Origin of the sequence: Nonomuraea sp. NPDC059007, from assembly GCF_042740555.1 — a bacterium.
GTDB lineage: Bacteria > Actinomycetota > Actinomycetes > Streptosporangiales > Streptosporangiaceae > Nonomuraea.
Window position 1 is genome coordinate 136976 of sequence record NZ_JBHYJD010000007.1, and the last position, 25300, is coordinate 162275.

General features: G+C 71.6%; 20 protein-coding genes and 1 pseudogene. 11 read left to right on the forward strand and 10 right to left on the reverse strand.

Annotated elements, in window-relative coordinates; genetic code table 11:
- The first annotated feature begins 14 nt into the window (after positions 1-14).
- Entirely contained in the window at positions 15-887 is an 873-nt protein-coding gene (locus ACFWY5_RS13755) for a hypothetical protein (RefSeq protein ID WP_379609644.1), read from the forward strand.
- Here the strand turns inward: ACFWY5_RS13755 and ACFWY5_RS13760 are convergent.
- Both ACFWY5_RS13760 and ACFWY5_RS13765 read right to left on the reverse strand, forming a co-directional pair.
- Complete coding sequence (locus ACFWY5_RS13760; protein WP_379609643.1) at positions 868-3378, reverse strand: ATP-binding protein; 2511 nt, start codon at positions 3376-3378, stop codon at positions 868-870. The genes ACFWY5_RS13755 and ACFWY5_RS13760 overlap by 20 nt on opposite strands.
- Positions 3379-3480: 102 nt before the next feature.
- Positions 3481-5589, reverse strand: a complete 2109-nt coding sequence (locus ACFWY5_RS13765) for a M6 family metalloprotease domain-containing protein (protein ID WP_379609642.1) — start codon at positions 5587-5589, stop codon at positions 3481-3483.
- Between the two features lie 100 nt (positions 5590-5689).
- On the opposite strand from ACFWY5_RS13765, the gene ACFWY5_RS13770 reads away from it, so the two are divergent.
- The 3 genes from ACFWY5_RS13770 to ACFWY5_RS13780 all read left to right on the forward strand — a co-directional run bounded on the left by ACFWY5_RS13770 (position 5690) and on the right by ACFWY5_RS13780 (position 9546).
- On the forward strand, positions 5690-6832 hold the full coding sequence (locus ACFWY5_RS13770; protein WP_379609641.1) for a PucR family transcriptional regulator: 1143 nt from the start codon (positions 5690-5692) through the stop codon (positions 6830-6832).
- Between the two features lie 121 nt (positions 6833-6953).
- The gene (locus ACFWY5_RS13775; RefSeq protein WP_379632035.1) at positions 6954-7895 is read left to right on the forward strand and encodes a hypothetical protein; all 942 of its coding nucleotides are present in this window, start codon (positions 6954-6956) and stop codon (positions 7893-7895) included.
- Positions 7896-8367: 472 nt separating this feature from the next.
- The gene (locus ACFWY5_RS13780; protein WP_379632037.1) at positions 8368-9546 is read left to right on the forward strand and encodes a Cmx/CmrA family chloramphenicol efflux MFS transporter; all 1179 of its coding nucleotides are present in this window, start codon (positions 8368-8370) and stop codon (positions 9544-9546) included.
- A 568-nt stretch (positions 9547-10114) separates the two neighbouring features.
- On the opposite strand, the gene ACFWY5_RS13785 is transcribed toward ACFWY5_RS13780, so the two are convergent.
- Positions 10115-10531: a MarR family winged helix-turn-helix transcriptional regulator gene (locus ACFWY5_RS13785; protein WP_184974820.1), complete on the reverse strand. Its 417-nt coding sequence runs from the start codon at positions 10529-10531 to the stop codon at positions 10115-10117.
- Between the two features lie 79 nt (positions 10532-10610).
- Between ACFWY5_RS13785 and ACFWY5_RS13790 the strand changes: the two genes are divergently transcribed.
- The 3 genes from ACFWY5_RS13790 (at position 10611) to ACFWY5_RS13800 (ending at position 14761) form a co-directional block, all read left to right on the forward strand.
- Entirely contained in the window at positions 10611-12344 is a 1734-nt protein-coding gene (locus ACFWY5_RS13790) for an ABC transporter ATP-binding protein (protein WP_379632039.1), read from the forward strand.
- Positions 12345-12403: 59 nt separating this feature from the next.
- On the forward strand, positions 12404-13942 hold the full coding sequence (locus tag ACFWY5_RS13795; RefSeq protein WP_379632041.1) for a gamma-glutamyltransferase family protein: 1539 nt from the start codon (positions 12404-12406) through the stop codon (positions 13940-13942).
- Between the two features lie 510 nt (positions 13943-14452).
- Positions 14453-14761, forward strand: coding sequence for a DUF5709 domain-containing protein (locus tag ACFWY5_RS13800; RefSeq protein ID WP_379609636.1), 309 nt, complete (start codon positions 14453-14455; stop codon positions 14759-14761).
- Here ACFWY5_RS13800 and ACFWY5_RS13805 read toward each other — a convergent pair.
- From ACFWY5_RS13805 to ACFWY5_RS13830, 6 genes are read right to left on the reverse strand one after another with little or no spacing between them, the layout of a single operon-like run.
- Positions 14740-15405, reverse strand: a complete 666-nt coding sequence (locus tag ACFWY5_RS13805; RefSeq protein WP_379609635.1) for an HAD family hydrolase — start codon at positions 15403-15405, stop codon at positions 14740-14742. The genes ACFWY5_RS13800 and ACFWY5_RS13805 overlap by 22 nt on opposite strands.
- Positions 15406-15448: 43 nt before the next feature.
- Positions 15449-15850, reverse strand: coding sequence for a DUF1992 domain-containing protein (locus ACFWY5_RS13810; protein WP_379632043.1), 402 nt, complete (start codon positions 15848-15850; stop codon positions 15449-15451).
- A complete protein-coding gene (locus ACFWY5_RS13815) occupies positions 15847-16251 on the reverse strand; it encodes a DUF5360 family protein (protein WP_379632044.1) in 405 nt (134 codons plus the stop codon). The genes ACFWY5_RS13810 and ACFWY5_RS13815 overlap by 4 nt, the downstream gene beginning before the upstream one ends.
- On the reverse strand, positions 16235-16783 hold the full coding sequence (locus tag ACFWY5_RS13820; RefSeq protein ID WP_379609632.1) for a TetR/AcrR family transcriptional regulator: 549 nt from the start codon (positions 16781-16783) through the stop codon (positions 16235-16237). The genes ACFWY5_RS13815 and ACFWY5_RS13820 overlap by 17 nt, the downstream gene beginning before the upstream one ends.
- 33 nt (positions 16784-16816) lie before the next feature.
- Positions 16817-17452: a response regulator gene (locus ACFWY5_RS13825; protein ID WP_379609631.1), complete on the reverse strand. Its 636-nt coding sequence runs from the start codon at positions 17450-17452 to the stop codon at positions 16817-16819.
- The gene (locus tag ACFWY5_RS13830; protein WP_379632240.1) at positions 17449-18528 is read right to left on the reverse strand and encodes a sensor histidine kinase; all 1080 of its coding nucleotides are present in this window, start codon (positions 18526-18528) and stop codon (positions 17449-17451) included. The genes ACFWY5_RS13825 and ACFWY5_RS13830 overlap by 4 nt, the downstream gene beginning before the upstream one ends.
- Before the next feature lie 113 nt (positions 18529-18641).
- Here ACFWY5_RS13830 and ACFWY5_RS13835 point away from each other — a divergent pair.
- From ACFWY5_RS13835 to ACFWY5_RS13850, 4 genes and pseudogenes are all read left to right on the forward strand, one after another.
- Positions 18642-19301: pseudogene (locus ACFWY5_RS13835) on the forward strand (ABC transporter ATP-binding protein); the annotation flags it as partial.
- Between the two features lie 50 nt (positions 19302-19351).
- Entirely contained in the window at positions 19352-20074 is a 723-nt protein-coding gene (locus tag ACFWY5_RS13840; protein WP_379632046.1) for an ABC transporter permease, read from the forward strand.
- 44 nt (positions 20075-20118) lie between these two features.
- Complete coding sequence (locus ACFWY5_RS13845; RefSeq protein ID WP_379632048.1) at positions 20119-20718, forward strand: Uma2 family endonuclease; 600 nt, start codon at positions 20119-20121, stop codon at positions 20716-20718.
- Positions 20719-20838: 120 nt separating this feature from the next.
- The gene (locus tag ACFWY5_RS13850) at positions 20839-21432 is read left to right on the forward strand and encodes a Uma2 family endonuclease (protein WP_379632050.1); all 594 of its coding nucleotides are present in this window, start codon (positions 20839-20841) and stop codon (positions 21430-21432) included.
- Here ACFWY5_RS13850 and hrpA read toward each other — a convergent pair.
- A complete protein-coding gene (gene hrpA / locus ACFWY5_RS13855; protein WP_379609627.1) occupies positions 21422-25288 on the reverse strand; it encodes an ATP-dependent RNA helicase HrpA in 3867 nt (1288 codons plus the stop codon). The genes ACFWY5_RS13850 and hrpA overlap by 11 nt on opposite strands.
- Between the last annotated feature and the right edge of the window lie 12 nt (positions 25289-25300).

The window sequence follows — 25300 nt, forward strand, 5'->3', positions numbered from 1 at the left end:
CGCAACATGAACGTATGGATCCGCGCGCTCATCCCCCGCGGCTGGTCATCGACCCCTCTCTGCCGGCCGAGATCTCGGTCGAGCTCCGGGCCAGCCCGCACCTGCTCCACATGGCTCGCCGCGGGCGGCGGATGGAGCGGACGTTCAACCCGGCCCTGCTCATCGTGCTGCCCGGGTTCCTGCTGCTGATCTGGGTGCTGACCAGCACCGTTGGGATGATCGTGGCCGGCGTCGGCATGGGGTTGATCGCACTGCTGCGCTGGGCGGCCACGGGCATCTCCAACAACACGGCCCGGCGGCGCCTGAGGCTGGCCCACGAGTACTCGGCCCACTACGTGCTCCCCCATGACCTGGACTACCCGTGCTCGCGGCTGCTGCGCCGGGCCCAGGACGCCGTGGACACGATTCTCGCCGCCGACGTGCAACGGGCCGGGCTGCTCGACTCGGTCAACAACCGGGTCTCCCTGCCGGAGGAGGTCTGGCAGATCGGCACCCGGCTGGCGAAGCTCTCGTCCATGCACGCCGAGCACGGCCAGATCGTGCCCCAGCTGATGCCCTCGGCGCTGGAGGACGCGTTCAAGCCCTACAGCAGCGCCCTGGACGCCGCCTGGACGTCGCTGTCGAAGCGGGTACGCCGCCTGGAGGAGTACGCCCTGCAGGTACGCAAGGCCGACGAGGTCTACCACGCGCACCTGCGGCTGGAGGCGCTGGCCGCCAGGACGCCCGACTACCAGGCCCTGATCGCCGACACGGTCCGCGACGACCTGGCCCGCGCGCACATCAGGGAGCTGGCCGCCCAGGCCGCGCAGGTGCGCAAGCTCTTCGAGCAGAGCATCGACGAGGCCAGGCAGACGGCGGGCGAACTGCTCAGGACGCCGCTCGCCTGAGCAGTTCGAGCGTTCTGCGCGTGCCCGCCTCGTTGCCGAGGCTGCGGTAGATCTCCCTGGCCTGTTCCAGCGGTTCGACCGCGGCCTCGCGCTCGGCCGCGTCCAGGTGCGCCTCGCCCAGGTAGCGCAGGCATTGGGCCATGCGCCAGCGCTCGCCCAGCTCCTCGAAGGCGGCGTAGGCGCGGCGCAGCTCGTCCTGGGCCTCGCGGACCCGGCCCATGCGGCCGAGGACGCGTCCGGCCGACTGGGCGCTGCGCGCGACTCCCCAGGAGTCGCCGAGCGCGGCCAGGATGTCGCCGGACTCGCGGACGTGGTCCAGTTCGACCAGGCCGTTGGCCGGGTTTCCCACCTCTCCGGCCGAGCGCAGGCAGCGGGCCACCTCCCACAGCTCGCCGCGCTGCTTGAACATCTCGGTGGCCCGGTCGAGGCTGAGTCCCGCCCTGGTGAAGTGCTCGGCCGCGGCCCTGGCCTCGCCCTCCCTGCGCAGGCCGCGGGCCTGGGCGGCGAGGGCCTCGCCGTACACGCGGAGGGTCTGTGCCTCGGAGTAGCGGTTGCCCTCGCGCTCGAAGACCTCCAGCGCGTCCTCCAGCAGCTCGCGCGCCTCCGCGGTGCGGCGCTCGGCGAGGCGGAGCTCGGCCAGGTTGCGCTGGGTGCGGGCCATCCACCAGAGGTCGTCCACGTCGCGGAAGCCGGCGATCGCTTCGAGCAGGTAGTCCTGGGCACGGTCGAGGTTGCCGCCGCTGTAAAGGATCATGCCGATGGTGCGCCGGCACCGGGCCGACCACCAGGACTCGCCGAGCTCGGTGAAGATCTCCAGGGCCGTCTCGGCGTCGGCGGTGCTGCCGCCGCCGGCCACCGCGGCGCGGTCGAGCAGCGCGATGCCGAGCATGCGCCGGTCGCCGGTACGCAGCGCCGCCTCGTGACCGATGTCGGCGACCGCCCGCCAGTCGGCCCAGTAGGCGCGCAGGGAGTGGCACAGTGAGCAGAACGCCCTGGCCAGCGCCCAGGTCTGCTCCCACAGCTCCAGCTCGCGGGCGTGGTGGATCATCGCGATCATGCTGAGCCGCTCGGCGTTGAGCCAGTCGGCCGCCTGCGACTGCCCCTCGGTGCTGGAGCGCCGCCCGCCCCTGCTCCAGTCCTGCGGCCAGCGGTCCTGGGCGGCGGCCTCGGCGCGGTGGCGGTAGCCGCTCAGCACCCGCTCGGTCGCCGGCCCGCGGCGCTCCTCGGGCAGTTCGGCGGCGAACAGGCGGACCAGGTCGTGCAGGCGGTAGCGCATCACGCCGGTCGCGTCGGTGCCTGAGCACTCGGCGAGCTGGGCGTCGATCAGCGCCTCCAGCTGGTCGCCGCCGTCGAGCTCGGAGGTGTCCAGCAGCGCGCCGGCCACCCAGCCGGGTACGTCGGGAGCCGTCAGGCCGGAGAGCATGCGCAGCAGGCGGCGCTGGATGCCGGTGCAGTCGTCGTAGCTGAGCTGCACGGAGGCGCGCACGCTCTTGTCCACCCTCGGCGCGAGCTCCAGCTGGTCCAGGCGGCGGCGCTCGTCGGCCAGGCGGCCGGCCAGCTCGCGTAAGGACCAGGTGGAGCGGGTGGCCAGCCGGGCGCCGCAGATGCTGATCGCCAGCGGCAGGTGGTCGCAGATGCCGACGATCTTCTTGGCCGACTCCAGGTCGTCCACGACCCGGGCGCCGCCGGCCAGGCGGGCCAGCAGTTCGACGCTCTGGGCCTCGCTGAAGACCGGAAGCTGGAAGTCGATCGCGTTCATCAGGAACAGCGGGTGGCGCGAGGTGACGATGACGGCGCAGCCCGGGTCGGCCGGCAGCAGCGGCTTGACCTGCTCGCCGTCGTCGGCGTTGTCCAGGCCGATGAGGATGCGCCGGCCCTTGGTCCAGGTGAGCCAGAGCTTGCGCAGCTCCTCCATGCCGCCCGGGTCGGTGGTGAGGCGGACGCCGAGCGCGCGCAGGAAGCCGATCAGCACCTCGTCCGGGCCCACGCCGCGTAAGTCGGCGTAGAGCCTGCCGTCGGGGAAGCCGCCGGCGACCTCGTGCCCGAACCTGGCCATCAGCGCCGACTTGCCGACCCCGCCCCTGCCGTACACGGAGGCGACCAGGGGCGGCGCGAGCTCGCTCGGCTTCCTGCGCCCGGCGAAGACCGAGCGCAGCTCGTTGAGTGACTCGGCGCGCCCGGTGAAGTGCTCGGGCACCGGCGGCCACTGGTCGGGCGCGCGGCCCGGCGCCTCCGGGGCGATCAGCCGCTGCCGTCGCGGGCGCACGCCGCCCTCGGTGGTGGCCCACGTGGTCAGGCCCACCAGAAGCGCGGCGGTCGCGGTGACACCGATCTTGGCTATCGGCGGGATCTCCCATTCAAGAGAGGCCGCCAGGATGCTCGCCGCCGCCGCCGCGACCCCCGCCGCGACGGGCGCGGCCAGCGGAACCCTGCGCCTTCTCGGCTTGGGCTCGGGCATCGGCTCGTCGGGCGGACGCAGTGGGCCAGTCAAGAAACACCCCCTTCGGGGCTGATTCAAGCTGATTCTGTACGGCCGGCGCCAGAGGTCCATCGATGGGGTACGGCCGGGGCCGGCCGTACCCCATCAAAGGGGTCAGAGACCGATCACCTGACAGGTGGCGGTCACGGTCTTGGCCGGGTCGCTCTCCGAGGTGGCGGTCAGCTTGACCTTGGCCAGGCGGCTGCCTCCGTCGCCGCGCACGGCGTTGACGGTGACGAGCTCGTTCTTGCCGAAGTCGACGGCGGCCAGGGCGTTGGGCAGCTGGGTGCTCCAGCCACGGCCCTGGACCTCCGCCTTCAGGCGGTAGACGTCACCGTTGAGGTAGGCGCTGACGTCCTCGGGGTGCTGCCCGGCGGCCGGGGCGGCCCTGCCGGTGTTGAACAGCGGGAACTTGCAGGTCGACACGCCCTTGGCGGTCGGCAGGCCGAGGGCGGGCAGGACCTTGACGCCGCGCTTCTGCGGGCCGGAGCCGTCGAGGGAGCGGATGGCGACCGTGTAGGACAGCACGCCCTTGCGGTCGCGCTTGACGTCGGTGACGTAGAAGTGCAGGCGGTTGGCCTGGTCGACGAACTCGTACTCGCTGCCGGAGTCGGTTCCGGCGTGGAAGAGCGCGTCGGACAGTTGGCGGTAGTCGCCGATCGTGATCGGGACCTTGGTGCCGTCGGGCAGGACGTAGTCGGTCATGCCGATGTCCTGCGGGTTGGCGTCCACCACCCACTCGAACGGCGCGCGGTCCTCGTTCTTGGTCTTGGCCAGGAGCACGCCGGAGTCGGGGGTGAAGGAGTCGGTGCCCATCCGGTCGACGACCTCGACGGTGTAGTTCTCGTAGCCGCCGCCGTCGCACAGCGGGTTCTGGGCGGGGTCGCAGGCGGGCGACTTGTCGCCGGTGTCGAACTGCAGGTTGACGCCCGACAGGCCGGCCGGGCCCGGCTGGACCGTGCGGGCGGTGATCTTCGCGGTGACCAGGCCGGAGTCGTCGAGCGCCTCGCGCGACAGGCGCAGGACGTTGGCCTCGTCGACCATCTCCAGCTTGATCTTGTTGCGGAGCATGTGCTGGGCGCCCATGGACGCGCCGGAGGTCGGCGGGATCAGCCAGCGGCTGTGCGGGCCGCCGGGTCCGTTGAAGCTGCCCCGGCTGAGCATCTCCCAGATTCCCGTGTACGCCCTTCTGGGCGGCACGCCGTACGGGTTGTTGTAGTTGTCGGCGATGCCGAAGATGTGGCTCAGCTCGTGGGCGTAGACGGCCATGCCGGAGCTCTCGGCCTGGACGGAGTCGACGCCGAAGCGGGCGTTGGGCCAGAAGTTGGAGCCGGCCTGCCAGGAGGTCCACTCGACGTAACGGGTCCTGACCCAGTTGGGGAGGCTGGGGTCGTCGGGGCCGAACTCCTCGGTCACATCCTCCTTGGTCGGAAATTTCATCATTCCGAACTCTTGCCAGGTGGCCGATTCGTCCTGGCCGGCGCTCAGGTAGAAGATGAAGTCGAACTTCGCGGCCTCCTCCGGCCCGATGTCGCCGATCCAGAGCGCGTTGCCCTCGGTGCGCAGGTTCTTGTTGCAGCTGTCGCCGGCCGGGCAGCCGGTGCCGCCCTGGAACTCCATGGCGTACTCGTGGTCCTTGCCGGTCATCGTGTACGGGCCGAAGCCGGTCAGCTCGACCCCGATGCGGCCACCGGAGTCCTCCATCCAGTACTCGTGGATGGTGTGCCCCTTGTTGAGGGCGTTCGGGGTGTTGAGGAAGTCCTGGTAGAACTTGGCGACCTGGCCGCGCGGCACGTCGTGCGCCTCGGCGCTGGGGTTCTTGTAGACCGTCGAGCCCTTCGGCTGGGTCACCACGAACGGCTGGTTGGGGTAGTCCAGCAGCACCAGCGCGCCCTTGAACGTGCGCTTGGAACCCTTGACGTTCGGGTCGTTCCACTTGGTGCCGGGAGGCTTCTTGTAGTCGGCCCACGTCATGTGGTCCGGGTTCTCCCAGTTCTGCGGGTCGATCGGCTTGAGCGGGCCGTCGCCGGGACGCGAGCGGAGCGCCTGCGCCCCTTCCGGCTCGTCGCGCTGCCAGGGCTGGGTCTGCGGCCAGTGGTCCTGGCGCCAGGGGTGTTCGGGGTCGGTGGGAGGTGCTGCGGAAGCGGGGGTGGCTGTCCAGGCCAGCGGGACGAGCACGATGCCCGCTAAAAGGCCTTTAAGCAGCTTCTTCGGGAGATTCACGGATTGGACGGTATATACGTTATTGACGGAGATCACCGATCAGTTGTAGGGAAGAGCCATCACTTCCTATCCGACAAATGTCGAAATCGCCTGGTGACCGGTGGCTGATCTTCAACGCATCGTGGACGACCTCGCCGCCCGCCTCGACCGGCCCCTCCTCCTGGAGGACCGGGTGCAGCGGGTGGTCGCCTACAGCGAGCAGAGCGGCGCGATGGACGACATCCGCCGCGACTCCATCCTGCGCCGGCACACCACGCCCGAGGTCCGCTCCTGGCTGCGCGCCGCCGGCATCCACGACGCGAGCGCCCCGCTGCGCACCCCCGGCGCGCCCCCGCTCGGCCTGCTGCCGCGCGTCTGCGTCCCGGTACGGCACGGCAGCGCCCTGCTCGGCTTCCTCTGGTTCATCGACGCCGAGCCCGAGATGCCCGACGCGGACATCGCCCTGGCCGCCGCGTCGGCTCCCCTGCTGGCCCTGGCGTTGTTCCATGAGAGCCTGGCCTCCGGGCTCGCCTCACACCGCGAGCTGGAGGCGGTCACCGGCGTCCTGCTCGGCGAGCGCGACGCGGCCCGGCAGCTCATCGAGGCCGGCGCCTTCCCGCAGGGGCAGCCGGTGACCGCGCTGGTGGCCAGGCCCGTGGCCGCCGAACCCGACGAGCCGCTGCGGATGGCGCTGGAGCAGGGGCTGCTGGCCCTGCGCCGCCGGCTGTCCGGACACCATCCGCTGCACCTGGTCCGCTACGACCACGGCGTGCTGCTGGTGGCCGGGCCGGCGGTCCCGGCCGAGGACGTGCACGCGGCGCTGGCCGTACCGGTGGTGGTGGGGGTCGGGCGTACGCGGCCCGCGCTCGCCGACGCGGCGGGCTCCTACACCGAGGCCCTGCACGCGGCCGAGACCGCCGCCCGCGTCCCCGGCCTGGGCCCCTCGGCCGAATGGGCGCGGCTGGGTGTCTACCGGCTGCTGACCGGCCTGCCCGACCACGAGCTCCACCCCGGCCTCGAACACCTGCTCGCCGACCCTCAGCACCTGCCGCTGCTGGAGACGCTGGAGACCTATCTGGACCTGGCCGGCAGCGCCGTGGCCACCTCGCGCGCCCTGCGGCTGCACCGGACCTCCCTGTACTACCGGCTCCAGCGCGTCGAGGAACTCGCCCAGACCGACCTCAAGGACGGCGGCGAACGGCTCGCCCTGCATCTTGGCCTAAAACTGGCCCGATTGTCTGGCAGGTATCGCCCCCGTGTCTGATTGCATACGCGGCCCAAGCTGCCGTTTAATGCCAAAAGGAGAAGATCCGACGGGAGAGTTGATGCCGGCAGGAGCGCGTGCCGCAAGAGTCCTTCGCAGCCGCGCGCCCGCGCCTGTGGTCGTGCATTCCGCGCCTCTGGTGCTGCCCATCTGCGCGGAACCGATCCGCGACGGCGCCGTCGCGGTCCGTCGCGACCGGGTGCTCCAGGTGGGGCCGAGGACGTCGGTGCTCGCCGCCCACCCCGCCGTCGAAGAGGTCCACTGGAAGGGCATGATCACGCCCGGCCTCGTGGACGCCTGCTCCCCCGCCGCCGCCCCGCCTCCCGGCGTCACCGCCCGCGCCACCGTCGTCACCGGCCTGGCCGACCCGGCCGCCGTACCCGCGCTGCGCGGCGTGACCTACCTCGCGGTGAAGACGGAGTCGGAGGAGGCCTGGGAGGACACCGGCCGCGACGCGCTCATCACCGCGATCCGCGAGGTGGCCTTCCCGGTCGGGATGGCCGCGCACACCGGCGACCCGCTGGTCCTGGAGGACCTCGCGGTGCTCGCCAGGACCTTCGGCCTGCGGGTACTCGTCGACCTCGACCGCCACAGCGCCGCCGCGCTGGACGAGTCCGGCATCCTGGGCCCGCACTGCCACGTCGCCTGCGCCGGACCGCTCGACCCGGGTGAGCGCAAACTGCTGCGCCTGCGCAGAAGCGTGGCCGCCGTCTGCCCGTCGCTGCTGCGCGAACGCCCCGAAGACGCCCTCGCCCTCCTCGACGAGGGCAATCTGCTCGCCCTGGGCACCCGCGGCGAAGGCTCCCCGCTCGACCAGGCCCGCGCCATCCGCGACTACGTCCGCGGCCGTGGCCAGCGCCCACCCGGCCTGGACCAGCGCCTGGTCGAGGCCGCCACGCTGGGCGGGGCGCGGGCGATGGGCATGCACACGGGCCCCGGCCGACTGGGCATCCTCGCCCCGGGCGCCCGCGCCGACTTCGCCGTCTTCGACGCCCGCGGCCGTTACCCGTACTCCGCCCTCCTTTCCGGGCCGCCCTGCCTGGCCACCGTGATCGCGGCCTGAGCCGGGGTCGTCCCGGAAACAGCAACGAAAGTTGCCAGGACGCTGGTGAGAGCCGCAGCATCGGGCCAGAGGTGATCGCCGACGGGCGATGAGCCCTCCCACGCCCGCCCACTTCGCGGGCCGGTGCCCTCTCACCCTTGAAGGAGAACTTTCGCATGCCCACCTTCACGCCCCCTCTCAACCGACCCGCGTCCGCGATCCCTCCCGAACGGCCGGATTTCTTGGCTTCTGTCGCGTTCACCACCTCCCTCGAACAACCCGCGTTCACTCCCCCTCACGCGTTCGCTGCTTCTGCCGAACGGCCCGCGTTCACTCCCCCTCGCGCGTTCGCTGCTTCTGCCGAACGGCCCGCGTTCACTCCCCCTCGCGCGTTCCCTGTTTCTGTCGAACGGCCCGCGTTCACTCCCCCTCGCGCGTTCGCTGCTTCTGTTGAACGGCCCGCGTTTGCCGCTTCTGTCGAACGGCCCGTGCGATGAGCGTCGAGGCCCAGGCGCCGCCCGTCCGGGGGCGGTTGCCGCTCGGGGTGTACCTGCTGGCGTTCAGCCTGTTCGCGATGGGCAGCGCGGAGTTCCTGCTCGCGGGAGTTCTGCCGGCGATCGCCGCGGACCTCGACATCTCGCTGTCGGCGGCCGGCGGGCTGATCTCGGCGTTCGCCGCCGGGGTCGTGGTGGGCGGTCCGCCGCTGGCCATCCTGACCCTGCGCTGGCCGCGCCGTACCACGCTGGTGGCCGCCCAGGCCGTCTTCGCCGTTTGCCTGGCGATCGGGCTGGTCACCGACGACTACGCGGTGATCGTGGTGACGCGTTTCGTCTGCGGGCTGGCCTATGCCGGGTACTGGGCGGTCGCGGCGGTGACGGCGATCAGCCTGGTCACGCCCGACCGCACCGCCCGCGCCTCCGGTGTCGTGGTCAGCGGGCTCAGCATCGCGATGATCGCCGGCGGCCCCGCGGGCGCGCTGCTCAGCTACTTCACCGGCTGGCGGGGCGGCTTCTGGGCCGTAGCCGCCCTGACCATCGCGGCCGCGGTCCTCACCATGGTGGCGTTGCCCGCGACGAGCGCGAGCGCCGTACCCAGCGTGCGGGCAGAACTGCGCACCATGCGACGCCCCCAGCTGTGGGTGGTCCTCGCCATCACGCTGCTGAGCACCGCCGCCTACATGATCACGTTCAACTACCTGGCGGCGTTCCTGACCGGCATCACCGGTGTACCGGCCGTGTGGGTCCCCGCGATCCTCACCCTGTTCGGCGTAGGCGCGTTCGCCGGACTGTCGGTGGGCGGCAGAATCGCCGACCGCAAACCCACCCGCGCATTGCTCGCCGGAGCGATAGGGATCGCCGCCGCCTCCGCCCTGCTCGCACTCCTGTCCCGCAACATGGTGGCCGTGGTAGCCCTGGTCCTCGTGCTCGGAATCGCCGGATTCATCCTGAACCCAGCGATCTACGGCCGAGTGTTCACCCTGGCCGCCAAGGCCCCCACACTGGCAGGAGCCACCACGGTCTCGGCGTTCCAGCTAGGCATCAGCCTCGTCCCCGCCCTGGCCGGAGCCGCGCTCAACGCGGGAGCAGGACTCACCTCGGTCATATGGATAGGCGCCGCCCTGGCCATAGCCACAGTGCCCCTGATCCTCCTGGACCGCCGCCACTCGGACTAACCCACACCACCTCGCACGGGCCGACCCACCACCGTCACACGGGCCGACCCACCACGGTCGCACGGGCCGACCGCACCACCATCACCCGGGCCGACCGCACCACCATCACCCGGGCCAGCGTGGACAGCGGCACGGACCACCACCCACCCACAGGCCCGACACCCCCACCACGCGGAGCGTACGTGCCCCGCCCAGAAGCACCGCGACGACGGGGCCGACGAGGCCCCGGCGTTGCAGGCGGCGACACCGCAGGCTGCGGCGTTGCCGCCTGTGGCGTTGCGGGCGGCGACCTTGCGGGCAACGGCCTTGCAGGCAACGGCACGGCACCAGAGGCGGCAGCGTTGCCGACAGCGGCACTGCCGTCCAGGGCGTTGCGGGGCAGCACCGAGGTCCGCAGCGCTACGGACTGCGGCGGAGTGGGCCGCAGCGCTACCGGCGGCGGCGACGCCGCCGGCCGTGGCGTTGCGGGCCGTGGCGTTGCGGGCCATGGCGTTGCGGGCCATGGCGTTGCGGGCGGCGGCGTTGCCGGTGCCGTGGGAGGTCGGGATGCGAGGTGGGGATGGGATGGTTAGGGTTCGTCTACGAGGGTGAGTAGGTCGCGGAGGGTTTCGCGTTGCTCGGCCGACAGCGGGGCGAACAGGTCGGCGGCGACCTCGGCGCGTACCAGTTGCACCCGTACGAAGGCCCCGCGCCCCTCCTCGGTGAGGACGACCAGTGTCGAGCGGCGGTTGGCCGGGTCGACCTCTCGGCGCAGCAGCCCCGCCTCCTCCAGCGCGTCGACCACCGGCGTCACCGAGCGGGGCGCGATGCGCAGGGCCTCGGCGAGTTGCACCATCCGCAGCGGCTGCCCGGCCTCCATGAGGACCTTCAGGGCACGCGCCTGGCTGGGACTCAAGCCGAGCGGCTCCAGGCCGGTCCGGTAGCCGCGCCGGAAGCGGTGGCTGATCCGGTGCACGAGTTCCAGCAGTTCGGTGGCGTCCTTCACCCCGCTGAGCTTATCTCACTGTTCGCTGGAATGAATATGAGGTAACCTCCGTTTGAGTGAACATCTGAAAAGGAGCCCTATGACAGAGGAACCCCGCGCGCCCCTGCGGCGCATCATCCGACTCTTCCGCCCCTACCGGGGCCAGCTGGGCGTCGTGCTCGGCCTCATCTTTCTTTCCTCGCTGGTGTCGCTGGCCTCGCCGTTCCTGCTGCGCGAGGTTCTCGACGTCGCCATCCCCACGCGCGCGGTCGGGCTGCTGTCCCTGCTCGTGCTGGGCATGCTGGCCGTGGCCGTCGCGACGAGCATGTTCGACGTGGTGCAGACGCTCATCTCCACCCGCGTCGGCCAGCGCGTCATGCACGACCTGCGCACCACCGTCTACTCCCACCTGCAGCGCATGTCGCTGGCCTTCTTCACCCGGACGCGCACCGGCGAGGTGCAGTCGCGGCTGGCCAACGACATCGGCGGCATGCAGGCGGTCGTCACCAGCACCGCGACGTCGATCGTCTCCAACCTCACCACCGTCGTGGCCAGCTTCGTCGCCATGCTCGTGCTCGACTGGCGGCTGACGGCCGCCTCGCTCGTCCTGCTGCCGCTGTTCGTGTGGATCAGCCGCAAGGTCGGCGAGGAGCGCAAGCGCATCACCGCCCAGCGCCAGCGCAAGCTCGCCACGATGTCGTCGATGGTGCAGGAGTCGCTGTCGGTGAGCGGCATCCTGCTCGGCCGCACCATGGGCCAGTCGCCCGAGCTCACCGGCCGCTTCACCCGCGCCTCCGACGAACTGGCCGACCTCGGCGTGCAGTCGAGCATGGCCGGGCGCTGGCGGCAGTCCACCATCCAGATCGTCATGGCCGCGATGCCCGCGGTCATCTACTGGGTGTCCGGAATGACGTCGGCCGTCTCCATCGGCACCGTCGTGGCGTTCACCACGCTTCAGGCGGGACTGTTCCGCCCCGCCCTCTCGCTGATGCGCACGGGCGTGGAGGTGCAGAGCTCCCTCGCGCTGTTCGGCCGCATCTTCGAGTACCTGGACCTGCCCGTCGACATCACCCCCGGCACCCGCGCGCTGGAGCGTCCGCGCGGCGACGTGCGCTTCGAGCACGTCTCCTTCTCGTACGGCGACGCCCCCACCCTGACCGGCATCGACCTGACCATCCCCGCGGGCAGCAGCCTGGCCGTCGTCGGCGAGACCGGCTCGGGCAAGACGACGCTGAGCTACCTGCTGCCACGCCTGTACGACGTGAGCTCGGGCCGCGTCACCATCGACCGCGTGGACGTGCGCGACCTCTCCTTCGAGACGCTGGCCGCCACCGTCGGCGTGGTGTCCCAGGAGACGTACCTGTTCCACTCCTCCATCGCCGACAACCTGCGCTTCGCCAAGCCGGACGCGACGGACGAGGAACTGGTCGCCGCCGCCCGCGCGGCCCGCATCCACGACTACATCGCCGGCCTGCCCGAGGGGTACGACACGGTCGTCGGCGAGCGCGGCTACCGCTTCTCCGGCGGCGAGAAGCAGCGCCTGGCCATCGCCCGCACGCTGCTGCGCAACCCGCCCGTCCTCATCCTCGACGAGGCCACGAGCGCCCTCGACACCCAGACCGAGCGCGCCGTCCAGGAGGCCCTGGACACGCTGGCCGAGGGCCGTACCACGATCACCATCGCCCACCGCCTCTCCACGGTCCGCCACGCCGACCAGATCGCCGTCCTGGACCACGGCCGCGTCGCCGAACTCGGCACCCACGACGAACTGCTCGCCGCCGACGGCCACTACGCCGCCCTGATCGCCCGGGATCTCCCGCTCACCCTCATCTGACCGCCCATGAGCTGGAGCTCCCTCCCCGGCGGCACCCCGCACGGGCGTACCCTCTATGCGTGCAGAACACCAGATTCGCCCGCTCCGGCATGGTGTGCAGCGTGGACCACCTCGCCTCCGCGGCCGGGATCGCCATGCTCGACCGTGGCGGCTCCGCGGCCGACGCCGCCATCGCCACCAACGCCGTTCTGACCGTCACCGCGCCCCATATGTGCGGCATGGGCGGCGACCTGTTCGCGCTCGTCCACGACGGGCAGGTGAGCGCGCTGAACGCCTCCGGCCGCGCCGGATCCGGCGCCGACGCCGAACGGCTGCGCGCCGAAGGGCGCACCAGGATGCCGCACCTGCACGACATCAGGTCCGTGCCCGTGCCGGGCTGTGTGGACGGGTGGATCGCCCTGCACGGCAGGTACGGCAGGCTGCCGCTGGCCGACGTGCTCGCCCCGGCGATCCGGCTGGCCAAGGACGGCTTCCCCGCCTCGCCGCTGATGCTGCAGGGGGCGAAGGCCGCGGCCACGCGTCCCGGCGGCGGCGACTTCGCCGGTGTCACCGCCGAGGGCGACCTGGTACGCCGGCCCGGCGTGGGCCGCACGCTGGAGGCGGTCGCCGCCTCGGGCAGGGACGGCTTCTACCTCGGCGAGTTCGGACAGGGCCTGCTGGAGCTGGGCGCGGGCGAATACACCGCGGCCGACCTCGAACGGGTCAACGCCGACTGGGTCAACCCCCTGCGCGTACGGGCCTTCGGGCACGACGTCTGGTCCGCCCCGCCCAACTCCCAGGGCTACCTGCTGCTGCTCGCCCTCGGCATCGCCGACCGCCTGGACCTGCCGTCCGCCCCTGCCCGCTCGGCATGGGCGCACCTGCTGGCGGAGGCGGCGCGGGCGGCCGGTCACGACCGCCTCGCCGTACTGCATGAAGACGCCAAGGACCTGCTCGGCGAGCACGAGATCGCGCGGCGGCGGGCGCTGGTGGACCCGGCGGCGCGCCGCAGGGTGCGCGTACCCGCCGCGGACGGCGACACCACCTACCTGTGCGCCGTGGACGGCGACGGCATGGGCGTCTCGCTCATCCAGTCGAACGCCTCGGGGTTCGGCAGCATGGTCTTCGAGCCGCGTACCCGGATCAACCTCCACAACCGGGGCATCGGGTTCTCGCTGACGCCGGGGCATCCGGCCGAGTACGCGCCCGGCCGCCGCCCGCCCCACACCCTCACGCCCGCCCTCATCACCCGCCCCGACGGATCGTTGCGCACCGTCGTGGGCACCATGGGCGGCGACGCGCAGCCGCAGATCTTGCTGCAGGTCATCACCCGCCTGCTCAGGTACGGCGAGGCGCCGGGCACGGCCATCTCGGCGCCACGCTGGAAGCTCGGCGGGACCACCGGGTTCGACACGTGGGACGCGCCCGACGAGATGGCCGTGGAGGTGGAGGCGGGCACCGCGTGGGGCGACGGGCTGGCCGCCCTGGGCCACCCGGTGCTGGAACGGCCGTACGGGACCGGCTTCGGCCACGCGCACCTCATCGACGTACGGCCCGACGGGGTACTCGCCGGCGCCGCCGACCCCCGCTCAATGATCGGCGCCGCCATCGGCCGCTAACCCCGCCCAGCCACAGCCCAACGGCAGCCACGCCCATCGGCCATCACCGACAGCCGGCTCACCCCACCGCACTCTGGGCCGAGATGGCCGAACGGGCGACTTCCGCGCCGTGGGCCGAGGCAGCGACCTCGAAGGCACAGGTAGGGGACACGCGGCCCAGCGGGACGCGGCGTGAGAACACGCGGCGCACGGGCACGAGGGCCCCTGGCCGCTACCCAGGCGGCACACGACGCAGAGGACGCGCAGCGCGGGGCGCGCATGCGGCGCGGGCTGCGGGGGCGGGCGCGCGGGGCGGAGGACCCGCGGCGCGGGGCGGGGCGTGCGGGGCGGGGCGCGAGGTGTGGGCGCGCGGCGCGCAGGGTGCAGAGCGCGGGGTGCAGAGCGCGGGTGTGGGGATGGTGGGGTTGGGGTGAGGGGTGGGGGTGGTGGATGGGCAAGGATGGATTGGTTGAGGGGCTTTGGGGGGCCAACTCGTTGGGTTTCCGGGGGTTGCGTGGGTAGGGAGCGCGTATGACCGAAACACCGGACCGCTACGGATACAGCGACGAGCAAGGCATAGAGGTCGAGGAGTGGAACGACGACCTCGGCCTCAACCACGAGATCCGGGAGGAAGACCCGGGGCGCGGTGACACGCTCGACGAGCGGCTCCGGCGGGAGCTGCCCGACGGCCCCGGCCGCGAACCGCGCGCCGACCACCGCCTCACCGCCCCCGACGAAGGGCTCGTCGACGGCGAGGAAGTGGGTGAGGACTGGGGCAGCGACGCCGGCGAGGATCTGTCAGCCGAGGAGCGTGCCGTTCACATCGAGCCGGATCGCTGAGCGAGGGCGGGCAGCAGCGCCTGGAGGTCGTTCACGACGAGGTCGGCCACTTCGGCCGCCTCGGGGCGGTCGGCGTGCAGGTGCCCCCACGGGCCGCGGCGCAGCAGGGCGGTGCGCATGCCCGCCGCACGCGCCGGGCGGACGTCGTTGTCGAGGCGGTCGCCGACGTACAGGATCTCGGCGGGTTCGCGCCCGGCCACCGAGGCGACCTTGGCGAAGAACTCGGGCGCCGGCTTGGCCACGCCCCACCCGTCGGAGGTGTGGATGGAGTCGGCGGGCAGGTCCATGGCGACGAGGGCGTCGTAGGCCTCGACGGGCTGGTTGCCGGCGATCACCACCTGGTAGCCGGCCGCGCGCAGGGCGTGGAGCGCGGGGCGTACGTCCGGGTAGAGGTCGCCGGCGTCGAAGTTGTTGCGCAGCCCGTCCGGGTCGTCGCGCCGCCAGGCGGCGATCTCGGCGTCCACGTCGAGGCCGGGCCGTACGATCTGGAAGGCGTCGCGGTGCGAGCGGTCGAGGGCGGCCACGCCCCCGAGCACGCCCATGAACGTCAGCCGCGTCACCCCGAGCCGGTCGGCCCAGCGGCTCCAGATGCGGGTCTCGTCGATGAGCGTCTCACCGACGTCGAACACCAGCGCCTTGATCATCTGCCTCTTCCCTCGTGCGCGGACGCACACCAGGGTACGAGACCTACGGCCGGGCCTCGCGCCAGCGCTCCACCACGCGCTCGACGTTGAACGGGAACAGGTCGACCGGCGGCCCGCCCGCCCCCCGCTTGATCGCCTTGTTGATCTTCTCGTTGATCCCCTGGACGAGGGTACGCACCTCGCCCTCTGAGCCCGCGTTCAACGCCAGTTCGAGCACCTCGTCGGCCTCCTTGCGCAGCGCGAGGCTGGGCGGCAGCGGCATCGACAGGCCTTCTTCGGCGAGTTTGTTCTTGATCCACCAGTTGTCGTCCTGGGGGCGGCCCGCCCCGGGGATCGGCTTGCCCGCGCCCGGCAGATCGTCGAACTCACCGCGCTCGGCGGCCTCGCGGATCTGCCGGTCGATCCATGACTCGAAGGGCATGCCAAGGGGTTTGCGCTCCGTCATGCCTCGATCGTACGTGCCATGATCAGGCAGGCGATGGCGGGGATCGGGAAGAGCATCAGGTAGAGGTTGGGGATCCACCAGGCCAGGGAGAAATCGCCGCGCAGCGTCCAGAACGCGATCGCCATCAGCCCCGAGGCCATGGTCAGCACGAGCGAGACCAGCATGAGCGGCGGGCCGCCCGGCCGGGGCACGCCCCCGCGCAGCAGCCACAGGCTCGTCAGCCCGGTCGCGCTGGCCAGCATGTCGATCCAGAGGAACGACCAGTTCCAGTCGGCCATGAGCGGGTTGGCGTAGTCGGCGAAGGCCCACTCGGGCGGGATCAGCCCGAGGCCCGTCACGCTGAAGTAGACGACGAAGCCGACGTCGGTGCCGAGCATCAGGGCCTTAGTCGCGCGCAGCACGGTCGATCATCTCCAGGAGGTAGCGGCGGGTGCTCTCGTGCAGGTCGGGTGCCGGCTCGCCGAGTCCGAGCAGCCGCGCCGCCCACCATCCGTCCACGGCCAGGCGTACGGCCGTCGCGGCCGCCGGGTCGATCCCGTCGTCGGTCAGCCGTTCCTGCCAGGCGGCGTAGCGCTGCCTGAGCGGCTCCAGCCCGGCGGGATCGACCAGCACCCCGGCCAGCAGGGCGACGGTGACCCGGTCGGCGGGCGCCGCGGCGGCGGGCCGTTCCGGGATGGTGGCCTCGATGTAGGCCCGCAGATAGTCACCGGGCCGCTCGCCCGCGCGCGCCAAAGCGTCGTCGAAGGCGGCGGTCAGGCGTTCGACCATGCCGGCGACCAGCGCCTGCTTGGTCGGGAAGTGGTAGAAGAGCCCCCCTTTGGAGACTCCGGCCCGCTTGGCGACGGCTTCGAGCGTGAGCGACTCGGCCCCGTCGGCGAGCAGGACGTCGGCGGCGGCGTCGAGCAGCCGCTCCTTGGAACTGGGTCTGGGCACGCCTCAAAACTGTACCGGTCAGCCGGTACACTTTCAATCGGGCAGCCCGGCCTCGAACGCCAGCAGCCCCGCCTGGGTCCGGTTCGAGCAGCCGAGCTTGATCAGGATGCGTGAGACGTGCCCCTTGACCGTGGCCTCGGTCAGGAACAACTCTCTGGCGATCTCCGCGTTGCTGCGCCCCGCGCCCAGACCGGCCAGTACGTCCCGTTCACGCCCGGTCAGCGCCTCCAGCCTGCGCCGGGCCGTCTGGCGGCGGACCGCGCCGTCCAGCAGCCGGGACGCCGCGGGACCCGACAGCACCGTGTGACCGCCCGCCGCCGACTTCACCAGGTTGATCAGGTCGGCGGGCGGCGTCGACTTCAGCAGGTACCCGCCCGCCCCGGAGGTGAGCGCGCGCAGCACGTAGTGGTCGGCGTCGAACGTGGTCAGCACCAGCACCACGGGCGGCGCGGGCAGCCTGGCGATGCGCGTGATGGCCGCCAGCCCGTCCACGCCGGGCATCCGCAGGTCCATGAGCACCAGGTCCGGCCGGTGGCGCACCACCGCCTCGACCCCGGCGGCGCCGTCGTGCGCCTCGTCCACCACGGTGATCTCGCCCGACGATCCGAGGATCGCGCGCAGGTGGGCGCAGACCATCGGCTCGTCGTCCACCACGACGACGCTGATCACGACGCCACCGGCAAAGTGAGGTCGACCACGAAGCCTCCCGCCTCCGACGGGCCCGCCGCCAGCGTCCCGTCCACCAGTTCCACGCGCTCGCGCAGGCCGAGCAGGCCGGTGCCGGAGCCGGCCGCCGCCAGCTCGGGGTCGCCGGGACCGGCGGGAGCGGAGTTGGCCACCGTGATGCGCACCCGGTCGCCGCTGCGGCGCAGCCGTACCGTGGTGTCGGCGCCGGGCGCGTGCTTGCGCACGTTCGTCAGCGCCTCCTGCAGGGCGCGCTGCGCCGTACGCAGGACGACCGGCGAGACCAGCGCGTCGTCGGCCTCGAACCCGACGCGCAGACCCGAGCCCTCGACCAGTTCCGCCAGCGCGGGCAGGAGCGGCACCTCGGGCTGGCCGCGCACCGGCGCCGACGGGGCGCGCAGCACGCCGACCAGTTCGCGCAGTTCCTCCAGCGCCTGGCAGCCGGTGGCGCGCAGCGTCTCGGCCGCCTCCCTGGCCGGGCGGTCGGCGGCGGTCAGGCCCAGGGCGCCCGCCTGGAGCACCATGAGGCTGACCCGGTGGGTGACGAGGTCGTGGATCTCGGCGGCGAGCCGTACCCGCTCCTCTCCCCTGGCCTGCTCGGCGAGCAGGTGCTGCTCGCGCTCGGCCCGCTCGGCGCGGTCGGTGAGCGCCCGCAGCAGGTTGACGCGCGTGGACAGGTACAGGCCGAGCACCCCCGCGGCCGCGGTCAGCAGCACGGTGCGGATCCCGAACTCCGACGTCGGCCCCCACCACACCGCCAGCGCGGTGAACAGCGCGACGGGCACCACCGCGGCCGGGCTGCGGGGCGCGTGCCGCAGCGCCAGATAGGCGGCGAACGGCGCGGCCGGCGGCGCCCAGAGGAGCATCTCCAGGTGCACCGGCGCCGCGAGCAGGTGGACGAGGGCCGCCCCCACCGTCGCCCAGGCGACCACGAGGGGCGAGCGGATCAGCAGGACCAGCCCGGACGCGACCAGCGCGACGGCCACCGGCCACGGCGGGCCGAGCGTGCCCACGACGTGGAGCGAGAGCATCAGGGCGGCGAGGGTCATCACGACGCGCATCAGCACGCCCTCACCCTAGGCCGCCACCGCCCGCACCGGACCCTACGAAAGTCGCAGGTGTCACCACTTTCCGAGCTTCTGCCCGACGGCCCCGCGACGGTGGAATCTCTCCCATGAACCACACCATCACCCTGGAAGGACTCACCAAGAGGTACGGCCGCGCCACCGCCGTGGACGACCTGACCTGCGCCGTCCACCCCGGAGTCGTCACCGGCTTCCTCGGCCCGAACGGGGCGGGCAAGAGCACCACGATCCGGATGATCGTCGGCCTCGACCGTCCCAGCTCGGGGCGGGCGGCCGTCGGCGGCCGGCCGTACCACGGGCTGCCCGCGCCGCTGCGCGAGGTCGGCGTCCTGCTGGACGGGCGGGCCGCGCACCCGCGCAGGAGCGCCCGCGACCACCTGCGCATGCTCGCGGCGAGCAACCGCATCCGCGACAGGCGCGTCACCGCCGTCCTGGAGCAGGTGGGCCTGGACGGCGTCGCGGACCGGCGGGCCGGGACGTTCTCGCTGGGCATGTCGCAGCGGCTCGGCATCGCGGCGGCGCTTCTGGGCGATCCGGGCGTGCTGATCTTCGACGAGCCGGTGAACGGGCTGGACCCGGGCGGCATCCGCTGGATCCGCGGCCTGATGCGCGGGCTGGCCGCCGAGGGCCGTACGGTCCTGGTCTCCAGCCACCTGCTCGCCGAGATGGAGCAGACCGCCGACCACCTGATCGTCATCGGCCGGGGCCGCCTGCTGGCCGACACGCCGATGACCAGCGTGACCGGCTCCCTGGAGGACGCCTACCTCGCCCTGACCGCCGACAGCGTGGAGTTCGGATCATGAGAGCGGAATGGATCAAACTGCGGACGCTTCACTCGACCTGGTGGTGTCTGGCCGCCCTCGCCGTCCTCACGGCGGGGCTCGGTGTGATCATGGCAGGCGCCGCGGCGGAGGCGGCCCGCGAGGGCGAGCGCCTGGAGCCGGTCGCCGCCAGCCTCCAGGGCGGCCTGCTGTTCGGCCAGGTCGCGATCGGTGTGCTGGGCGTGCTCGCCGTCACCTCCGAGTACGCGGGCGGCACCATCAGGACCAGCGTGATGGCCGTACCGGGCCGGAGCCGCCTCTTCGCCGCCAAGTGCGCCGTGGTGGCGTCGCTGGGCACGGCCGCCGGGCTCCTGACCGCCGTGGCCTCCTTTCTGATCGGCCAGCACGTCTTCGCCGTCTCGGGCCTGCCGCACGCCGCCCTGGGCGACCCGGGCGCGCTGCGCGCGGTCGTGGGCGCGGGCCTGTACCTGGGCATGCTGGGGTTGTTCGGGCTGGCGATGGGGTTCCTGGTCCGTTCGACGGCGGGCGGCGTCATCATCGTCGTCTCGGCCACGGTGCTGGTGATCGCGATCCTCCGGCTGCTGCCGGAATGGGTGGCGCGGATCTGGCCCACGGTCGCGGGCCTGTCCGTCCTGTCGCCGGACGGCCACCTCGGCGGCTTCGCCCTCTACACCGCCTTCGTCGCCCTGGCCGTGGCGGCCGGGCTGGCGGTCTTTTACCGGCGAGATGTCGGGGCATGATGCAATACTGAGCGTACCCGCCCGGACACGAAGGGACAGGTCCCATGGCCGCTACTGCGCGTAGGCAAGGCGTGACGCCCTACGAGGCTCCGCCTGCCGAGCTGCCTTCCACCGTGCGGGAGCTGTTCGATGCCCTACCCCCCCTCCCCGGTCTCCGGGTCGAGGTCATCGAAGGGAACCTGCACGTGAGCCCCGTTGGATCCCCGGAACACCAGGGCGCCTTCGCAGATCTTCACGATCTGCTCTTCCCGGTCAGGAAGGAGCGAGGCTGGAAGGGATACCCGGGTGGCCTGGACGTGTGCGTCGAAGGCCCGCGTGAGCCGGTCGTGCCCGACTACGTCCTCCTGCCGCCCGACTGTCCCCGATGGGGAGAGCGCGAGATGCGCTCATCGGGCCTGATCATGGTGGCCGAAGTCGTCTCGCCCAGCAGCAAGCACGACGATCGCGTCACGAAGGTCGGCCTCTACGCGACCGGCGGTGTCCCCGTCTACCTGCTGCTCGACCCGCTCGAGCGGAAGGCGACCGTCTACAGCGACATCGCCGACGGCGCCTATCAGGCCAAGGACGAATGCGTGCTGGGCGAGACCCTGCACCTGCCCGAGCCCGTCGACTTCGACCTGGAGACCACCGCTTTCAAGGAGTGAGCTTCTCCATCGCCTTCGTCGCCCTGACCGTGGGCGCCGAGCCGGCGGTCTTTACCGGCGAGATGTCGGGGCATGATGCAATACTGAGCGTACCCGCCCGGACACGAAGGGACAGGTTCCATGGCCGCTACTGCGCGTAGGCAAGGCGTGACGCCCTACGAGGCTCCGCCTGCCGAGCTGCCTTTCACGGTGCGGGAACTGTTCGATGCCCTACCCCCCCTCCCCGGTCTCCGGGTCGAGGTCATCGAAGGGAACCTGCACGTGAGTCCCATAGGTGCGCCGAGGCACCAGCTGATCGCCGGGCTGCTCTATGAGCTGATGATCCCCGTCCGGCGCAAGCACGGCTGGGCGAGCTACGGAGGGGTCGGCATCTGCATCGAAGGACCCCGGGACACGCTCGTGCCCGACTACGTGCTCGCTCCGGCAGACTGCTCCCTGTGGGGAAACGAGCTGCAGTCACGTGGTGTGATCATGGTGGCCGAGGTGGTCTCCCCCGGCAGTGTCCGCGAGGACCGCGTCGCTAAGCCGAAGCTCTACGCGGTCGGCGGCATCCCCGTCTGCCTCGTGATCGACCCGATCGCGCGCACGATGACCGTCTACAGCAACATCGTCGACGACGCGTACCAGGACGTGCACACTAAGTCCCTCGGCACCACCCTGCACCTGCCCGAGCCCATCGACTTCGAGCTGGAGACCACCGAACTCACGGAGTGAGCTTCTCCATCGCCTTCGCGATGCGCTTCTCCGAGACCGGGGTTGGGGTGCCCAGGGTCTGGGCGAAGAAGCTGACGCGGAGTTCCTCGATCATCCAGCGGATCTCCCGCACGTCCGGGTCGGTACGGCGGGCCGGGGCGAGCCGGTCGAGCAGGTCCTGGTAGTCGTCCTCGACCTTGTGGACCCGGTCCATCCACTCCTCATCCCGCCACGGCTCCTCGGGCAGCTTGGTCAGGCGGCGCTCAAGGGCCCGGAGATAGCGGGAGATGTCGGGTAGGCGTTTCACTCCGGTCCCGGTCACGAAACCCGCGTAGACGAGCTTGCCGAGCTGGTCGCGGGCGTCGTCCGTGGAGGCGCTCCGGCGCAGGCCGGACAGCTGGGTGCCGATCGTGTGCCAGGTGCTCAGGATCTGCTCCACCTTCCCCAGCACGTCCCGGGCGGTGTCGTACAGGTCGGCCCGTACGTGCTGGTAGAGGCGGTCGAAGGAGACCGGGTCCCAGGCGGGCCCGCCCACGTCGGCCATCAGCTGGTCCACCGCCGCGTTGACCACGTCGTCGAACAACGCCACCGCGCCGCCATGGGGGCTGCGCGACAGCGCCAGCTTGGCCTGGTTGGACAGGCCGCCGAGCAGCGACCTGGCCGGGTTGGTGACGTTGAGCAGCAGCAGGCGGCGGGTGCCGGTCCACATGGAACGGCGCTGCTCGGCCGGCGTCTCGTAGATCTTGACGCCGACGCTGGAGCCCTCGTCCACCAGCGCCGGATAGCCCTTCATCCGGCCCTGCTCGAACACCTTGGGCAGCGTGCCGAAACTCCACGTGTGGAGCCCGGTGCGCTCGACGTCGTCGCCGGCGGCCGAGAGCGTCTTGCGCAGGCGCGGGGCGAGCTGCTTCTTCAGCCCGTCCAGGTCCTTGCCCTCGGCGATCGTGCGCTTGCGCTCGTCGATCACCCGGTAGGTGACGCGCAGGTGGTCGGGCACCTGGTCGAGCTGCCAGGCGTCGCGCGGGACGCGTACCCCGGTCAGCCGCAGCAGCTCGCGCTCGACCGCGTCGAGCAGCGGCTCGCCGGTCGGCTTGACGCCCGCGAGCACCTGCTTGGCGTAGTTGGGCGCGGGCACGAAGTTGCGGCGCAGGTGCTTGGGCAGCACGCGGATCAGCGCGGTGATCAGCTCCTCGCGCAGGCCGGGGATCTGCCAGTCGAAGCCGTCGCCGTTGACCTGGTTGAGCACCTGCAGCGGCACGTGCACGGTAACGCCGTCGGCGTCGGCGCCCGGCTCGAACTGGTAGGTCAGCTTCATCCGCTGGCCGAGCTGCCGCCACGTGTCGGGGTAGTCCTGGGCGCTGACGTCGGCGTTCTCGTTGACCAGCATCTCCGGCGTGAACGTCAGCACGCTCTTGTCGGAGACCGTCTTCCACCAGGAGTCGAAGTGCCGCGCGGAGACGACGTCGGCCGGCACGCGCTGGTCGTAGAAGTCGAACAGCGCCTCGTCGTCGACCATGATGTCGCGCCGCCTGGCCCGCGCCTCCAGCTCCTCGACCTCGCCGAGCAGCTTGCGGTTCTCGCGCAGGAACGCGTGGTGGCTGTCCCAGTCGCCCTCGACCAGGGCGTGCCGGATGAACAGCTCCCGTGACAGCTCCGGGTCGATGCGCCCGTAGTTGACCTTGCGGCCGACGACGAGCGGCACGCCGTACAGCGTGACCTTCTCCAGCGCGATGACCGCGCCCTGGTTCTTCTCCCAGTGCGGCTCGGAGTAGTTGCGCTTGACGAGATGCTGCGCGAGCGGCTCCACCCAGTCGGGCTCGATCTTGGCGTTGACCCGGGCCCACAGGCGCGAGGTCTCGACGAGCTCGGCCGACATCAGCCACTGCGGCTGTTTCCTGGCCAGCGCCGAGCCGGGGAAGATCGCGAAGCGCGCGTTGCGCGCGCCCACGTACTCCTGGATCGGCCGCCGCCCGTCCTGCCCGCGCTGCTTGTCCACGACGTCCTTGACGCCGATGTGCGACAGCAGCCCGACGAGGAGCGAGGAGTGGATCTGGTACGGCGCGGCCGGCGCGCTGTTCGGCTGGACCCCGAGCGTCTGCCGGATCTGGCTGTAGATGTCCTGCCACTCGCGTACCCGCAGGTAGTTGAGGAACTCGGACTTGCACAGGCGGCGGAAGGCGCTGGAGGACAGCTCCTTCTGCTTGTCCTTGAGGTAGTTCCAGAGGTTGAGATACGTGAGGAAGTCGGACTCGGGGTCGGCGAAGCGCCGGTGCTTCTCGTCGGCCTGCTGCTGCTTGTCGGCGGGGCGCTCGCGCGGGTCCTGGATCGACAGCGCGGCGGCGATGACCATGACCTCGCGTAGGCACCCGTTCTTGTCGGCCTCCAGCACCATGCGCGCCAGGCGCGGGTCGACCGGCAGCCCGGCGAGCTTGCGGCCGACGCCGGTGAGCTTGCCCTGGGCGTCGAAGGCGCCGAGTTCGACCAGCAGGTTGACGCCGTCGCGTACCTGCCGCTTGTCCGGCGGCTCGACGAACGGGAACGCCTCGATGTCGCCCAGCCCGATCGAGGTCATCTGCAGGATGACGCTGGCGAGGTTGGTGCGCAGGATCTCCGGGTCGGTGAACTCGGGCCGGTTGAGGAAGTCCTCCTCCTCGTACAGCCGGACGCAGATGCCGTCGGAGGTACGCCCGGACCGCCCCTTGCGCTGGTTGGCGCTGGCCTGCGAGATGGCCTCGATGGGCAGGCGCTGCACCTTGGTGCGGTGGCTGTAGCGGGAGATGCGGGCGAAGCCCGGGTCGACGACGTACTTGATGCCCGGCACGGTCAGCGACGTCTCGGCCACGTTGGTGGCCAGCACGACGCGCCTGCCGGTGTGGCGCTGGAAGACGCGATGTTGCTCGGCGGCGCTCAGCCGGGCGTACAGGGGGAGGATCTCGGTGTTGCGGAACTCGGCCTTGGACAGCGCGTCGGCGGCGTCGCGGATCTCCCGCTCGCCGCTGAGGAAGACCAGGATGTCGCCCGGCCCTTCCAGGACCAGTTCCTTGCAGGCGTCCACGATGCCCTGCGTCTGGTCGTCGTCCTCGTTGAGCGGGCGGTAACGGACCTCGACGGGGTAGGTGCGGCCGGAGACCTCGACGATCGGGGCGTCGCCGAAATGGCGGGAGAAGCGCTCGGGGTCGATGGTGGCGCTGGTGATGATGATCTTGAGGTCGGGACGCTGGGGCAGCAGCTGTTTCAGGTAGCCGAGGATGAAGTCGATGTTGAGGCTGCGCTCGTGGGCCTCGTCGATGATCAGCGTGTCGTACTGCTCAAGCAGCCGGTCGTTCTGCAGCTCGGCCAGCAGGATGCCGTCGGTCATGAGCTTGACCAGGGTCTTGTCACTGGCCTGGTCGGTGAAGCGGACCTTGTAGCCGACGGCCTGGCCGAGGTCGGTGCCGAGCTCCTCGGCGATGCGCTCGGCGACGGTGCGGGCGGCGATGCGGCGGGGCTGGGTGTGCCCGATGAGGCCGCGCACGCCCCGCCCGAGTTCGAGGCAGATCTTGGGGATCTGCGTCGTCTTTCCCGATCCGGTCTCGCCCGCGATGATCACGACCTGGTGGTCGCGGATGGCCGCGAGGATGTCGTCCTTGCGCTGGGAAACGGGCAGCTCCGGCGGATATTTCACCACGGGTACGGCTTCGCGGCGGCGGGCCAGGCGCTGCTCGGCGCGCTCCACGTCGGCGAGGATCTCCGCGGTGATCTTGTCCCGCGCCTCGCGCGAGCGCACCCGGCGCACGCCGTCGAGCCTGCGCCGAAGCCGCCGCTGGTCGCGCGGCATGAGCTCGGGCAGGCGGCTCTGGAGCTCGGTGAGTGGAGAAGACAACGACGAGGTTCCCATACTGCTTTCAGG

What these genes read in the sequence shown, in the direction of transcription:
- ACFWY5_RS13850 (WP_379632050.1), top strand. Translation starts at nt 20,839, where the DNA reads ATGGCCGCTACTGCGCGTAGGCAAGGCGTGACGCCCTACGAGGCTCCG.
- ACFWY5_RS13810 (WP_379632043.1), bottom strand. Translation starts at nt 15,850, where the DNA reads ATGACGGAGCGCAAACCCCTTGGCATGCCCTTCGAGTCATGGATCGAC.
- ACFWY5_RS13845 (WP_379632048.1), top strand. Translation starts at nt 20,119, where the DNA reads ATGGCCGCTACTGCGCGTAGGCAAGGCGTGACGCCCTACGAGGCTCCG.
- ACFWY5_RS13780 (WP_379632037.1), top strand. Translation starts at nt 8,368, where the DNA reads ATGAGCGTCGAGGCCCAGGCGCCGCCCGTCCGGGGGCGGTTGCCGCTC.
- ACFWY5_RS13840 (WP_379632046.1), top strand. Translation starts at nt 19,352, where the DNA reads ATGAGAGCGGAATGGATCAAACTGCGGACGCTTCACTCGACCTGGTGG.
- ACFWY5_RS13805 (WP_379609635.1), bottom strand. Translation starts at nt 15,405, where the DNA reads ATGATCAAGGCGCTGGTGTTCGACGTCGGTGAGACGCTCATCGACGAG.
- ACFWY5_RS13800 (WP_379609636.1), top strand. Translation starts at nt 14,453, where the DNA reads ATGACCGAAACACCGGACCGCTACGGATACAGCGACGAGCAAGGCATA.
- hrpA (WP_379609627.1), bottom strand. Translation starts at nt 25,288, where the DNA reads ATGGGAACCTCGTCGTTGTCTTCTCCACTCACCGAGCTCCAGAGCCGC.
- ACFWY5_RS13755 (WP_379609644.1), top strand. Translation starts at nt 15, where the DNA reads ATGGATCCGCGCGCTCATCCCCCGCGGCTGGTCATCGACCCCTCTCTG.
- ACFWY5_RS13830 (WP_379632240.1), bottom strand. Translation starts at nt 18,528, where the DNA reads ATGCGCGTCGTGATGACCCTCGCCGCCCTGATGCTCTCGCTCCACGTC.
- ACFWY5_RS13790 (WP_379632039.1), top strand. Translation starts at nt 10,611, where the DNA reads ATGACAGAGGAACCCCGCGCGCCCCTGCGGCGCATCATCCGACTCTTC.